Origin of the sequence: Butyrivibrio sp. INlla16, from assembly GCF_900104155.1 — a bacterium.
Classification (GTDB): Bacteria; Bacillota; Clostridia; order Lachnospirales; family Lachnospiraceae; genus Butyrivibrio.
In genome coordinates this window covers 26,448-40,906 of the sequence record NZ_FMYB01000040.1, presented here as the reverse complement: position 1 = coordinate 40,906, position 14,459 = coordinate 26,448, and the positions used below count along the sequence as shown (strand labels likewise).

Sequence of the window (14,459 nt, the reverse complement as noted above, 5' to 3'; positions counted from 1 at the left end):
AATGCGTTGCCCGACAGAGCAAAGATGCTTTATCCGTTTTGCGAAAAATATCATATAACGTAGCAAGGCTGATGCAATTAGAAGATCCTGTGAACCGGATACAGATGATAGATATAATGGATGAAGTGGACTCGGATCTTACATGTGTGGCAAAGTTTATTTTTGAACCAATTCCCAGTATGTATTGATTTTTGAGAATAACAATACCTTTACTCCTTTTGATGACGCATAGGGATAACTATGCGCTTTTTTATGCTGAATATAGGATAATAACATCTCAAAAAGCAACTACTCCACCTGATTATGGCATTCTCCTGCACAAAAACTTCTTCATGAAACAACCCTATACATCTGACCACTCACATTGACAGTGCTTTTTTCAAGTACTAAAATATACTTGAGAGGTTATATCTCCGAAATAACGATAATGATATAAAGTTTTTCGGATGGGGAGTAATAATGGCAGCTAAGGCAAGATATAAAAGGGGCAACGTTCAAAATACATATGGAATGATAATGGCTACTGTTGCAGTGGCTCTGCTTCTTATTGTGGTTCTTGTAAGGAGTTTCAGTCTGGTGCAGAAGAGAGATCAGTACCGCAGCAAGATAGAGACTCTGCAGACCCAGATAGAAACAGAGCAGGCTCGCAGTGAAGAGATAGCAGAATTTGAGACATATACTACAACGAGAAAGTATATTGAGAAGGTTGCAAAAGAAAAGCTGGGCCTTGTATATCCGGGAGAGATAATCTTCAAGGATGAGAGCTCAGGAAACTAAATAAAAACAAAGGCTCCGGAGGCGAGAAGTTCCGGAGCTTTTCTGATATCGAATATATGGAAGACAGATTAGGCGAAGGAATAAAAAAGTTCATAGTTGAAGAAAAGCTTATCGCAGACGGTGAAGTTGTTCTTGCCGGTGTATCCGGAGGGGCTGATTCTGTCTGCCTTTTTCATGTTTTGAGACAGCTCCGGGAGGAACTGTCTTTTGATCTTGCGGTGGTTCATATCAATCATATGATCAGAGAGGCTGCCGAAGAGGAGGCGCTATTTGTCGAGAAGCTTTGCGGTGAAAATGAGATACCTTTTTACAGAAGGGATATTAATATACCGGGGATAGTCCAAAAGGCAGATTTGTCTGAGGAAGAAGCCGGGCGAAATGAGAGATATAAAGCTTTCCTTGATATAGCAGGCGAGCTTTCGAGAAAAACCGGAAAGACTGTAAAAATAGCTACCGCTCACAATATGGGCGATCAGGCGGAGACGGTTCTTCATAATCTGTTCAGAGGCAGCAGGATTAAAGGACTTTCGGGAATAAGAGCAAAGGGAGAACGCGACGGCGTCGTACTGATAAGGCCTCTTTTGGAAACAGAGAGAAGCGAAATAGAGGAATACCTAAAACAAAAAGGTTTTAAATACTGTAATGACAGTAGCAACTTTACTGATGATTACACCAGAAATCGCATCAGGCACAACGTCATTCCGGTGGCGAAGGAGCAGATAAATGCTAAAGCTGGCAGGCACGTCGCGGAAGCAGCAGCTTACCTTTCAAGAATAGATGATTATATTGATGAGCAGGCGAGACTGGTTGAAGGATGGCTAGTAGAGAGCAGCAAGGACGAGGTGGTACTTGACTGTGGCATCCTTGCAGCACAGCCGGAGATAATAAGGGAAAGGCTGATTACAAACGGTATTCACCTTTTATACCCGCATGTGAAAGATATACAGGCGGTACATATCAGAGAACTGACAAGGTTTCCGCTTAGTACCGATGGGTCAGCAAAACTAAGCCTTCCGTATGGCATACAAGCAATCAGGACTTATGACAAACTAAAGCTCTGTTTTGATAAGAGCCAAGGTATGGAAAATGCCGATATCAGTGTTGATATGAAAGCTTTGAGAGAAGGCGGGGAGGTGGAACTTGAAGTTCCGCGTCTCGGAGTCGTAAATTTAAGAATTTTTCCCTATAAAAGTGACCTTAAAATCCCTATGGGAGAATATACGAAATGGTTCAATTATGATAAAATAAAGAATAGTCTGCAATTCCGCACCAGAAAAACGGGTGATACCATTTCGGTAGGTAACGGAAATAAAAAACTGAAGAAATTCATGATAGATGAAAAAATCCCGGTTGATAAGAGAGATGCGCTTTACATACTTGCAGAGGGGGACAATGTTCTATGGGTTCCCGAGCATCGTATGGGAGACGCCTACAGACTGAGTGATGATTCAAACAGAGTTTTGGAAGTTGTAGTAACAAAAAGATAAAGAAACAAGGAGCGCAGGAGCACTCCCGGAAAAGAGGTAAATATGGCAGAATCAGTTAGAGTTTTACTGTCTGAGGAGGAAGTTGACAAAAGAATTCAGGAGATCGGTGAGCAGATAAGCAAAGACTATTCCGGTAAAACAGTACATCTTATTTGTGTACTTAAGGGCGGTACTTTCTTTATGTGTGAGCTTGCAAAGAGAATCACGGTTCCCGTAACTATGGACTTTATGTCAGCTTCAAGCTATGGATCTTCTACAAAATCCAGCGGCGTTGTTAAGATCGTAAAGGATCTTGATGAGCCCATTGCAGGAAAAGATGTTCTTGTAGTTGAGGATATCGTAGACTCCGGAAGAACGCTCAGCTATCTTCTGAAGATGCTTGCTGACAGAGGACCTTCAAGCATCAAGCTTTGTACTCTCCTTGATAAGCCTGAGAGACGAGTAATGGATGTTAATGTTGATTATACAGGCTTTGAGATTCCGGACGAGTTTGTTGTGGGTTATGGTCTCGATTATGATCAGAGATATCGCAACCTTCCTTACATTGGAGTTGTAGAGTTCGATTAAAGGGGATAAACAGTGAATAAAAATAGGGGCTTTAGTTTTTACTTTGGACTGATTATAGTTCTGCTTTTGGCTCTTGCTTTTCTTGAGTACGGTAAGGGCAGAATTCAGTCATCGGATACAGCCTACACCAGAGGCCAGCTGGTCAAGGATCTCCAGGAAAACAAGATATATTCCGCGGAAATCGTTCCGAATGAGGAGACTCCGACCGGAGTAGTAAAGATTGTTCTTACCAATAAAAACGAAAAGGTATTATATGCTACGGATATTTCCGAGATCGAAGCAATTCTTGTTGAGAACGGAATAGACCCTGTAGTAAGGGATGTTCCGGGCGAGAACCTTCTGATAAGCAGCATTATACCGATTCTTGTAGGATTGTTCGTCATCACCTTCTTGTTTGTGATGATGAATAATGCGCAGGGACAGTCATCCGGCAACAGCAGGATGATGAACTTCGGCAAGAGCAGAGCAAGGCTGTCCACAGGCGATGACAACAAGATAAAGCTCACGGACGTTGCAGGACTTGTTGAGGAAAAAGAGCAGCTTGCCGAGATAATCGAATTCCTTAAGGATGCAGGAAAGTTTACAAGGGTTGGAGCCAGAATACCAAAGGGTGTACTTTTGGAAGGTGCTCCCGGAACCGGTAAAACACTGCTTGCAAGAGCTGTCGCTGGTGAAGCCGGTGTTCCGTTCTTTAGCATTTCGGGATCCGATTTCGTAGAGATGTTCGTAGGTGTCGGAGCTTCCCGTGTAAGAGACCTTTTTGCAGATGCAAAGAAGAATTCACCCTGTATTATATTTATTGATGAGATTGATGCGGTTGCAAGACGCCGCGGAACCGGTATGGGCGGCGGACATGACGAGCGTGAACAGACACTGAACCAGCTTCTTGTTGAGATGGACGGATTTGGTGTAAACGAAGGAATAATTGTCATGGCGGCCACAAACCGTGTAGACATTCTTGATCCCGCGATACTTCGTCCCGGACGTTTTGACAGAAAGATTACGGTTGCCCGTCCGGATGTCAGAGGACGTGAGGAGATACTTAAGGTTCATGCAAGAAATAAGCCTCTTGCAGAGACCGTTGATCTTCAGAGCATTGCACAGACTACAGCAGGATTTACCGGAGCGGATCTTGAGAACCTTTTAAATGAATCTGCAATCAATGCTGCGATGGATGACAGAGGCTTCATCACGCAGTCAGACATCCAGAAAGCTTTTGTACAGGTTGGGATAGGAACAGAGAAACACAGTCATATCATTTCCGATAAGGAAAAGAAGATAACTGCTTATCATGAGGCCGGACATGCGATACTTTACCATGTTCTTCCTGATGTAGGACCGGTATATACGGTATCTGTTATTCCCACAGGTATGGGAGCAGCAGGCTACACGATGCCGCTTCCCGAAAAGGATGAGATGTTCCTTACAAAAGGCAAAATGCTTCAGGAGATAATGGTTGTCCTCGGCGGAAGAATTGCCGAAGAGATCATCTTTGGAGATATTACAACCGGAGCATCAAGCGATATTCAGAAAGCTACCAGCGAAGCAAGAAAGATGGTTACCGTTTATGGCATGTCCAAGAGAATCGGTATCATCAATTATAACGAGCAGGAAGAAGACGTGTTTATCGGTTATGATATCCAGCACAACAAGCGCAATTCTGAGCTTATGGCTGGCGAGATTGATAAGCAGGTCAAGGATATCATCGATTTGTGCTATGCAAAGGCAAAAGAGATTCTCAGATCCTATGAGGATATTCTTCACTCCAGCGCTGAGCTTTTAATTCAAAAAGAAAAAATAGGACGTGCAGAGTTTGAAGCTCTTTTCACGCTCCATCAGGCTGTTTCACTGGGAGAAGACATAGCTGCACTGGCAGATAAAATTTGACGCTTGTGCAAAATAGACAAAAATGCATACGGGGTTTTAGTAATTTTGTGAAACGTGAGTATTTACCCATTATCGAGGTGGTGCTAATATACTCTTGTAACCCCCAATACATTAAAGTTTTTTGCTATACCCATAAGAAAGAAATACCTTCTCTAAAAAAGACAGCAACCCTAAGCTGTCTTTTTTTATATCTATTTTTTAGGAGATTATTTATGATTAGGCGGGACAGATTGTTCCATGATTTGACGCTGGATTACCACCAGCCGCCACAGCCAAAACCCGGAAAGCAGGTTTTTGTATATTTTCGGTGCGGACAGGGCGATGCCGGCAGGATAACGCTTATCTATGACAGCGAAGTAGCATCCGATGAGGTTGAGATGAAGATACACCATTCGGAGGACGGCTTTGATTATTATCTTGCCAAGGGCATAGTACCTAAAACCAGTGGTATAGTTCAGTATTATTTCAGGATTGAGTCAGAGGGGGAGACTCTTTACTATGATCAGAGGGGAGCAGGGGAAACTGTTCCCGATAAATTCAAATTCAGAATGATTCCGAATTTCTATACGCCGGATTGGGCGAAGGGAGCTGTCATGTATCAGATATTTGTTGACAGGTTCAGGAACGGAGATCCGGATAATGATGTTCTTACGGATGAGTATAATTATGTCGGCGGAAAAAGCATACAGGTTACAAACTGGAATCAGTATCCGGATCCTAACGCTGATATAAGAGAATTCTATGGCGGAGACCTTCAGGGAGTCCTGGATAAGCTTGATTATCTTAAGGATCTTGGAATAGAGGTTATTTATTTTAATCCTCTTTTCGTATCTCCTTCATCGCATAAATATGATACTCAGGACTACGACCATATCGATCCTCATTTTGGAAAAATTGTATCGGATAAAGGAAACCTTTTAACCAATAGTTATTCGAACAAGGATGCTACAAGGTATATAGACAGAGTTACAAACAAGAAAAATCTGGAGGCATCGGATGAGCTTTTTGCTAAAGTGGTTGCGGAAGCTCATAAGCGCGGCATCAGAGTAATTCTCGACGGCGTGTTCAACCATTGCGGATCCTTTAACAAGTGGATGGACAAAGAGTGCATATATGAGAATGCCAAGGGATATGAAAAGGGAGCTTATGTTTCTAAGGACAGCCCTTATCATGATTACTTCGGTTTTTCAGGCGGTAACTGGCCTTATAACAATAATTATGAGGGATGGTGGGGATATGATACTCTTCCAAAACTCAACTATGAGGGCAGTAAAAAGCTTGAGGACTACATAATCGAAATCGGTAAAAAATGGGTTTCCGCGCCGTATTTTGCAGATGGCTGGAGACTTGACGTGGCAGCGGATCTGGGACACTCGGAGGACTACAACCACAGCTTCTGGAGGAGATTCAGAAAGGCTGTAAAAGAAGCCAACCCGGATGCCCTGATTTTGGCTGAGCATTACGGAAGTGCCCATAACTGGCTTGTAGGCGGTGAGTGGGACAGCGTTATGAACTACGATGCCTTTATGGAGCCGCTGACCTATTTCCTGACGGGAATGGAGAAGCACAGTGACGGTTATCATGGCGAGTTTATCGGCAATGTGGACAGATTCTGGGACTGCATGCTGGGTGCGGCGGCAGAAAACTTTTCACATCCTTCGCTCCTTGTGGCCATGAATGAGCTGTCGAATCACGACCATTCGAGATTTCTTACCAGAACGAATCATGTTGTGGGAAGATGCGGCACAAGAGGACATAAAGCTGCTGAAGAGGGTGTAAGTAAGGCTATCATGAGGCAGGCAGTTGTTGTCCAGATGACCTGGCCCGGAGCGCCTACAATTTATTATGGGGACGAGGCCGGTGTTTGCGGCTTTACGGATCCCGATAACAGAAGAACTTATCCCTGGGGAACCGAAGACCAGGAGATGATAAGGTTCCACAAGGAGATGATCCATCTTCATAAGACAAGCGTAGAGCTCAAAACCGGATCGCTTGTAAGACTTGATGCCGGTGAGGGCATACTTGCCTATGGAAGATTTAACCGTATAAGCGCAACTATAGTTGTAATAAACACAAAAGACTATCTTACGGTAAGCGAGATAAGCCTTGCTCCGCTTGGAATACCTGAGGAAGCGAGACTTGTCAGGGTTATGGAGAGCGGTTCTAAGGGCTTTAAAACGGACGCTTTAACATATAGTGTAAAAAACGGCAAGCTTGTCAGAGCTTACGGCGCTGATTCGGCCGTTGTTCTGCAATATAGCAGAATTACTGCGGTGAACGAGGAATCCTTCTGGTCCACCAACTTCTTCCGCATGTAATAATACAAAATACGTATCCGAGGATTTGGACAATGAAGAATACAGCAGGTCATTCAAAGAAAGCAGTGTTTTTTTCTTTTACTATCTTATATATAATTACCGCACTGCTTGTATGGGGCTGGTTTTATTACAGCAAAAAGTCCATGATAAATACGACGGATGCGTTCGAGCAGCATATTAATGCACTCTCAAAATACGGAAGATTTCTAAGAGGTGTTGCACACAGGATTTTTTCCGAGCACAAATTCGATATTCAAAGTTATGATCTGGGAATCGGATACGGAGCCGATTTTCTGACCTCAATGCAATATTATGCCGTGGGAGATCCATTGAATCTCCCCATGGCATTTTTGCCTTCAAAATACGTTTATTACTATTTTCAATTTCTTATTTTGCTTCGCCCCTATCTGGCGGGACTTTCCTTTTTGCTTTTGGTATCCGGAAAAGAAAGATTTACTCTTGTTTCAAAGCTCACAGGAGCAATATCTTATTCCTTTTGCGGGATAGTTATGTTCATAGGAATGTGGAATCCGCAGTTTGTTCAGCCGATGATCTGCCTTCCGCTTCTTGTGTATGGAGTGAGAACATTTATTAGTAAAAGGAAATCGCTTCCGTTTGTTCTGGCGGTAGTTCTATCCGCTGTGAGTAATTTCTATTTCTTCTACATGCTTGTGTTGATGACGCTTGTTTACGGGCTAATCTACATATTTACCTCTGATGAGGTTAAGACATTATCTGTGAAATTTCAGCTCATTGGAAGATTTATGTGCATGGGCATTATCGGAACATTAATATCCATGCCAATCCTTTTGCCTGTAATTCTCGCATTTTTGTCTAATCCAAGAGCCGGACTCGGCTCTCATGGTGTTCCGCTTACCTACAAGGCAGAGTACTATAAGGAACTGATCGGAAGTCTTATTGCTTATAGATATTTCCCGTCCTATGACACGGTTATAGGCTTTACTTTCATCGCGCTTCCGGCACTTGTTTTTCTTATCTTCAAAAGAGAAGAGGATGAAAAAGGGACGCTTTTAAGACAGAGAATCCTTGCCGTGCTTATGACATTGATGCTTTTGTTCCCGGTTGCCGGGTATGTTATGACCGGCTTTTCCTATACAATAAATCGTTGGAGTTTTGCATATTGTCTGTTGCTATCTTATCTGGCAACAGAGCTTACGGAAAACGGGGATAAGCTCAGCATGGTTAAACAGATTATCCTCGGGGTTATTTGTATCCTATATTTGGCAGCAGTTCTTATGTTCGGAGATACATCCAAATTGATTTATCCCCAGTTGGTATTTCTGGGAGTGTTCTGGATAATAATTCTGATAAAAAAGATTCCGGTAAGTGTAAGAAGAGCAGCGATATTATTACTGGTTTTTCTTGCTGTTGTTCAAAACGGATATGCAGCCAATGCGCCGCAGGCAGGAAACCTTCCGAGCGGTTATGTGGATAAGATGTCGCCCGAGGAATATGACGAGCTTGTCATGAATACGGAACTCAGAGCGGTAACAGAGACAGTTCCCGAGGGTTATGAGCAATATTACAGTTATACCGGAAGAAATCTTACCTTCAATGCTTCGCTTCCTTACAGTATTCCTTCAACTCAGTTTTACTGGAGTCTTGCAAACGGTTCCGTATCAGACTTTTTGCAGTCATTGGCAATTAACGAGATGGCAAATTTCCAGTTCTTTGGGCTTGATGACAGAGCGATTCCACTGACTCTTTCGGGAGTTAAATATTATTCTCTTCGATACAACAACGAACAGGAGCAGAGCTATGTGCCCTATGGCTATGCGCCCTTCTCCGAGTGGTACAATTTCGGAATATATGCGGGAAATAACGTCCCTGCCTTTGGATATACACAGGATCAGGTTATTTCAAGAGATGATTATGATGCGCTCTCGCCGATAAAAAGGCAGCAGGCACTTCTTTATGGCGCCGTCAGGGAATCGGAAAGTAAAAACGATGACAGTGAACTTACGAAAATGAATGTTCAAGATCCTTCATATTACTCGGATGTAGAGGTACCTTATGAGATAACCGACACGGATGGTGTGAAGGTAAAGGATGGATATTTTAAGGCAAAAAAGGACAACGCTGAATGTACTTTGACCTTTGAAGGGGTACCTGGCTGCGAAACCTATTTATATTTTGAGAACCTTCAGTGTGAAAGTAAGTATGGTGCGGTAAATATAATAGTTTCCACGGACACACCGGAAAACAGGCAGGTTACCAAGACGATTTTTTATAAGACACCGCTAAGCCAGTTCTACAGCGGCTGGCACAATTATCTGGTGAATATGTGCTACAGCGATGAGGCAAGAACCCGTATAAAGATAACGTTTACCGCAAAAGGAAAATACAGTTTTGATGCGCTGAAGGTTATATGTCAGCCGATGAACGGCTTCGCGGAAAATGCAGCCGGACTTTCAGAAGAAACAATGACAGATAATAATCTTCACAGAAATGCCCTGTCGCTTATGACAAATGAAATTACAGGCACTATAATTGCCAGTCAGGATTCCTACCTTGTTCTTAACATTCCGTATGATAAGGGATGGAGAATATATGTGGACGGAGAAAAAAGAACTCCGGAAAAAGCCAATATTATGTTACTTGGGACTCCAATAAGTGCGGGAACCCACAGCATTGAGCTTAGATATCACACACCGGGGCTGACCATAGGCATATTTATGGCTATAGCGGGAATCATAGCACTCATAATACTTTTAGTTACGGAGAAAAAGAATGCTGTCTGATACAAAAAGCATAAATAAACGAAACTGGTATTTTATTATAGTTTATATAATTGCAGTGTGCTCCAGGCTTATTTTCCTTAAGTCTGCGCCTGCGGGGCTTCACGTGGATGAAGCAGGAATGGCATATGATGCATTTTGTCTTGCTAACTACGGCGTAGACAGAAATCTTTTGTCATTCCCTGTATATCTGATAAATTACGGCGGCGGACAGAGTGCTCTCTATGCATATGTGGCAGCTATATTTATCAAGTTCATGGGCCTTAATATGATCGCGATAAGACTTCCGGGTGTGCTTTTTTCACTTGTAACACTCTTTGCCGGAGAAGCGATAGTCAGAAGGGTCTGCGGTGAGGATTCAACGGCTTCTTACATCTATCCAGTCCTGTATACGGTATGTCCTGCATTTGTTATGAGTGCCAGGTTTGGTCTTGACTGTAATCTCATGCTTGGAATGACTACGCTGTTTTTATATGGACTTATGAGAGCAGTGGATTCGGGAAAAGCAGGCGACTATGCTCTTGCCGGAGTTTTTGCCGGAGTATCTCTTTATACCTATGCAATCTGCTATGCCATCATGCCCATCTTTTTGATGGTATTTTTCCTGATACTTCTTTTTTCAAAGAAATTAAACATACTGAGAGTTGTTTGCTTTGTTATTCCGCTTGGGATTTTGGCACTTCCGCTTCTTATAACACAGTATGTGAACATTACGGGAAGCGAGTCCATAGTGTTTGGAATCATCACAATGCCGGCACTTACTTTCTACCGCGGCGGAGAGATAATGGCGCCGACATTTTCGGGCTTTATAAATGCTTTAAAGTGCATCTTTCTCTATGATAGCCTTGATTACAACAGCATTCCTACCTTTGGAACGATATATTATATTACAATTCCCTTTATTGTAGTTGGACTTATACGTTCATTCTTCTCCATCGGAAAATCAGTTAAGGAAAAAGAGCTTAATTTTGTTCTTTTGCCTCTCATCTGGTTTCTGGCAGAGCTCCTTATAGGCTCAATGCTTGGAGGAGATGGACCAAACGTAAATAAGATGAACGGAATATTCTTTACGCTTGCCTTTTTTGCGGCCTTCGGAATCGATGCCCTGCTTGGTCTTTTTTCCAAAAACAAGAAGCTGTATCTGGTAGCTGGCGTTGTTCTCGGGGCAGTATTTATAGCCTTTGGAGGAGCATTCTTTACTAAATATCTTGGAAGTTATTCCGATAATCTTTACCTTTTCCAGAAGCCGCTTGACGAACCTATAAAGATTCTTTCAGAAGAGGAATATTTCGCTGAAAAGCAGGTAGTTGTAATTCATAACAACCAGCCGTATATTCCGCCATATATTTACTATTTGCTCGGAACAAAGCTGTCACCCTATGACTTTAACATGGGGGATACTTCTTTTTACGGAAGATATTTATTTAATATGCCAGAGGACCTCAGCCCGGATTATGTCTATCTTGTATTTGAGGGAAATCCCGAGGCTGTAGATGCACTTTATAGCATCGGTTGTAACCAGACTCTTGAATTTGAAGGCTCATCTATCGTGTGGTGCGGAGAGCCTGTAGAAATTGCGAATTCTGAAGAGGAATCCGATAAGGCAGGAATACCTTTCGGACATGATCTTCCGTTCCACTTAAGAAGAATTGCAGGAATTGCAGAGGGACTAAAATGCGGGGAATTCCCTGTAAAGATGCAGCACTACTGGTTTAATAACTATGGCTATCCGGTAGGCGTTATGTACGGAGATGCCCTTTTATATATTCCGGCGGTTCTTCATCTTATGGGAATGCCGCTATGGATGGCATATATGTGGTACTTCGCGCTGATACAGATTCTCACGGCGCTTACTGCATATCTTTGCTTTAAGTATATTTCAGGCGACAGAATTACAGCTGCTATCACAATGCTTTTATATGTGCTCTCCTTCTGGAGACTGACGGATCTCCTTTCGAGAGAAGCTGTCGGAGAATACAGTGCCTTTGCATTTTTGCCGCTCATAGTCCTTGGCCTTGCCAGAATCCACAGGAATGAAAATAGCGGGCGCGGAGCATTTCTCCTTGGCCTTGGTATGACAGGCCTTTTTATGACGCATCTTCTCAGCGTTGTGATGGCGATGCTGTTTATTGTCATATTTGTGATAGCTGATATAAAGACTATGCTTTCAGAGGGAAGATGGAAGAGTCTTATAGGTGCAGCGGTGGGGACGCTTGTCTTCAATTTGTGGCAGCTTGTACCCCTTATGGATTATTACAAGAATGCGCCAATGCTAATTAACTCAGCTGAAAAGACTCCGATCCAGACCTTTGGCATAACTTGGAGGCAGCTCGGCGGAGCATTTTACAATGTTCTTGCCCCAATATTGGAGCTTGGAACAGAGCCAGTGGATGAGCTTCCCCAGTCACCCGGGCTGGCACTTCTTCTTATTTGTGTGATAGCGGTGATTGTTCTTATTAAGGACAGAAAAGAGATAGAGAATAAGAGGGTAGCAATAACGCTGATAGCGCTTTCAGTATTTGCAATTGTACTTAGTACCTGTTACTTCCCATATGATCTTTTACTTAGCAAGGCGCAGCTTTTGTTTAAGCTACTTGGAAGTATTCAGTATCCTGCAAGATACCTTACCGCGGCAACAATGCTGATTTGTACTCTATATGCGATTATAAGAAGGCACAGACCGGCTTATGTTATGAGTGTGGTGCTTCTTGCGCTCACCATCTGGCAGAGCGGAGGATATATAAATACATTTCTTGAAAAGCAGACAAATATTGTGTCTATTGAGAGTATTGATGAATGGACTTCATTCGATGATGACAGACAGTACATGCTGACAGGTACAGATCTTGAGAGACTTCAGTATGCATCTGTGCTTCCTTCATCGGAGGAAATAACCTACGATGGAGAAAGCAGAGAAAAAGGCGTGTATGAACTTCATTTGATCAACAGCTCCGGGGAAGAGGGCTATGCAGACCTTCCGCTTCTTGCATATCCTCACTACTACGCTACAGATGGTGCGCAAAGCTATAAGCTGTCTGCAGGAGATAATAATAAACTCAGGATCACTCTTCCCGCGGGATGTGACTCAGTTATAAAGATTCGATTCAGAGAACCTTTATATTGGAGAATAGCTGAGCTTGTAACACTCGCATTTGTTTTGGCTATTATTGCAGCATGCTTTAGAAAGAAGAATAAATAAATGATGCTGCATCATAGCCGGGCCCCCAGACACCGCAGGTAACAATAAACAGTACTGCGGCAAAGTAAACTATCCATCTGATCCAAAGCGCTTGATTTGTCAGGGCTTTTCGAACCACAATGCCTTTGTAGTTTAATACATCAACTATAGCCAGGACGATGATCGAAACACCGAGAAGCCTTATGTCAGCTTCGGGAAGTCCGAGATTGAAAAGTGTTCCGTCAAATAATACCCAGGGCTTAAACTTCCACATGTTTGTAAGAACGTAACGTGCAACCTTGAAGGAAGGCGCTCTGAAGAAGATCCAGCCGATGTTTACAAGAATAAAGGTAACCACTATATTGACCAGCCGGAGCGCAAGCCCCTGCGGGTCAATATTTAATTTTGCTGTCAGATTTTCTTTAAGGGGCTTTGTAATGATACCGATTACCTGATACAAGCCGTGGAGCAGTCCCCAGAAAACAAAGGTCCAGGCAGCACCGTGCCAAAGTCCGCTTAAAGCAAATACGATACATATGTTTATCAGTTTTCTGACATAGCCCTTTCTGTTTCCGCCAAGAGGTATATAGATATAGTCCCTTAACCAGGAAGAAAGAGAAATATGCCATCTTCGCCAGAACTCTGCAATTGAGCGCGACAGATAGGGCTGCTCAAAGTTTTTCATGATATCTATGCCAAGTATTTTTGCACTTCCAATTGCTATATTGGAGTAGCCGGCAAAGTCACAGTATATTTCCAGCGTATAGAAAATTGTAGCAAGGAACAGAAGCGTTCCGGTGTAGTTACTGTAAGATGAGTAAATGTGATCCACAAGGGGAGCAAGCCTGTCGGCAATTATGATCTTCTGAAAATATCCCCACAGCATGAGAAGAAGTCCTTCCCTCATGTTTTCATAGGAAAAGTCCTTCGGATTTTCAAACTGAGGAATCATATTGCCGGCTCTCTCAATAGGTCCCGACATAACTTCAGGAAAAAATGAGATGAAAAGAGCAAGACGAAGGAAGTTCTTTTGAGCGAGTATTTTTCCTCTATAGGTGTCTACGAGATAGCCAATCGCCTGGAAAATATAAAAGGATATACCGACAGGAAGCGCGATCTCTGCGACGATTCCGAGCGGCTCAATCCCGAGGGCATCCTGGAGCGATTTGACTGTTTCAAGAAGAAATCCCGTATATTTAAAGTATCCGAGAACAAGGAGCAGGAGAACAATTCCTGTAACGAGTACAGGTTTTTTGCCTTTTCTGTTTTCTCCGGAAGTATCGGATCTTCCCATAAGAATTCCAGCCACATAGGTTATAACCGAAACAGCGATAAGCAGTAAAAGGAGCTTACCGCTTAGCTTATAGTAAAATCCCCAGCTCGCTGCAAGAAGCCAGATATATCTTATCTTTTTTGGAAGAACAAAATAAACGGATATGGTTATTAGTAAAAACAGTAGAAATTTAGGTGAAACAAATTGCATGTC

Annotated in this window: 9 protein-coding genes; 8 read left to right on the top strand and 1 reads right to left on the bottom strand. The window is 42.8% G+C overall.

Annotated elements, in window-relative coordinates; genetic code table 11:
• From BLR42_RS22905 to BLR42_RS16165, 8 genes are all read left to right on the top strand, one after another.
• Positions 1–188, top strand: a 188-nt coding sequence (locus BLR42_RS22905) for a hypothetical protein (RefSeq protein ID WP_207648562.1), incomplete at its 5' end; no start/stop codon positions are given.
• Positions 189–459: 271 nt separating this feature from the next.
• Positions 460–777: an FtsB family cell division protein gene (locus tag BLR42_RS16195; RefSeq protein ID WP_022761749.1), complete on the top strand. Its 318-nt coding sequence runs from the start codon at positions 460–462 to the stop codon at positions 775–777.
• A gap of 56 nt (positions 778–833) precedes the next feature.
• Positions 834–2,264: a tRNA lysidine(34) synthetase TilS gene (gene tilS / locus BLR42_RS16190; protein WP_091871296.1), complete on the top strand. Its 1,431-nt coding sequence runs from the start codon at positions 834–836 to the stop codon at positions 2,262–2,264.
• 42 nt (positions 2,265–2,306) lie between these two features.
• Entirely contained in the window at positions 2,307–2,831 is a 525-nt protein-coding gene (gene hpt / locus BLR42_RS16185; RefSeq protein ID WP_091871293.1) for a hypoxanthine phosphoribosyltransferase, read from the top strand.
• A gap of 12 nt (positions 2,832–2,843) precedes the next feature.
• Positions 2,844–4,718 carry an ATP-dependent zinc metalloprotease FtsH gene (gene ftsH / locus BLR42_RS16180; protein ID WP_022761746.1) on the top strand — a complete coding sequence of 625 codons (1,875 nt, stop codon included), beginning with the start codon at positions 2,844–2,846 and terminating at the stop codon, positions 4,716–4,718.
• Positions 4,719–4,930: 212 nt separating this feature from the next.
• A complete protein-coding gene (locus BLR42_RS16175; protein ID WP_091871291.1) occupies positions 4,931–7,036 on the top strand; it encodes a glycoside hydrolase family 13 protein in 2,106 nt (701 codons plus the stop codon).
• Positions 7,037–7,068: 32 nt separating this feature from the next.
• Entirely contained in the window at positions 7,069–9,798 is a 2,730-nt protein-coding gene (locus BLR42_RS16170; protein ID WP_091871288.1) for a YfhO family protein, read from the top strand.
• Positions 9,788–12,994, top strand: coding sequence for a glycosyltransferase family 39 protein (locus BLR42_RS16165; RefSeq protein WP_091871286.1), 3,207 nt, complete (start codon positions 9,788–9,790; stop codon positions 12,992–12,994). The genes BLR42_RS16170 and BLR42_RS16165 overlap by 11 nt, the downstream gene beginning before the upstream one ends.
• Here the strand turns inward: BLR42_RS16165 and BLR42_RS16160 are convergent.
• The gene (locus BLR42_RS16160) at positions 12,975–14,456 is read right to left on the bottom strand and encodes an MBOAT family O-acyltransferase (protein WP_091871283.1); all 1,482 of its coding nucleotides are present in this window, start codon (positions 14,454–14,456) and stop codon (positions 12,975–12,977) included. The two genes, BLR42_RS16165 and BLR42_RS16160, sit on opposite strands and share 20 nt — an antisense overlap.
• Positions 14,457–14,459: the final 3 nt, after the last annotated feature.

Excerpts from the sequence above, each read along its gene's own strand:
- BLR42_RS16195 (WP_022761749.1), top strand. The coding sequence starts at position 460 with ATGGCAGCTAAGGCAAGATATAAAAGGGGCAACGTTCAAAATACATAT.
- tilS (WP_091871296.1), top strand. The coding sequence starts at position 834 with ATGGAAGACAGATTAGGCGAAGGAATAAAAAAGTTCATAGTTGAAGAA.
- hpt (WP_091871293.1), top strand. The coding sequence starts at position 2,307 with ATGGCAGAATCAGTTAGAGTTTTACTGTCTGAGGAGGAAGTTGACAAA.
- BLR42_RS16175 (WP_091871291.1), top strand. The coding sequence starts at position 4,931 with ATGATTAGGCGGGACAGATTGTTCCATGATTTGACGCTGGATTACCAC.
- BLR42_RS16170 (WP_091871288.1), top strand. The coding sequence starts at position 7,069 with ATGAAGAATACAGCAGGTCATTCAAAGAAAGCAGTGTTTTTTTCTTTT.
- BLR42_RS16165 (WP_091871286.1), top strand. The coding sequence starts at position 9,788 with ATGCTGTCTGATACAAAAAGCATAAATAAACGAAACTGGTATTTTATT.
- BLR42_RS16160 (WP_091871283.1), bottom strand. The coding sequence starts at position 14,456 with ATGCAATTTGTTTCACCTAAATTTCTACTGTTTTTACTAATAACCATA.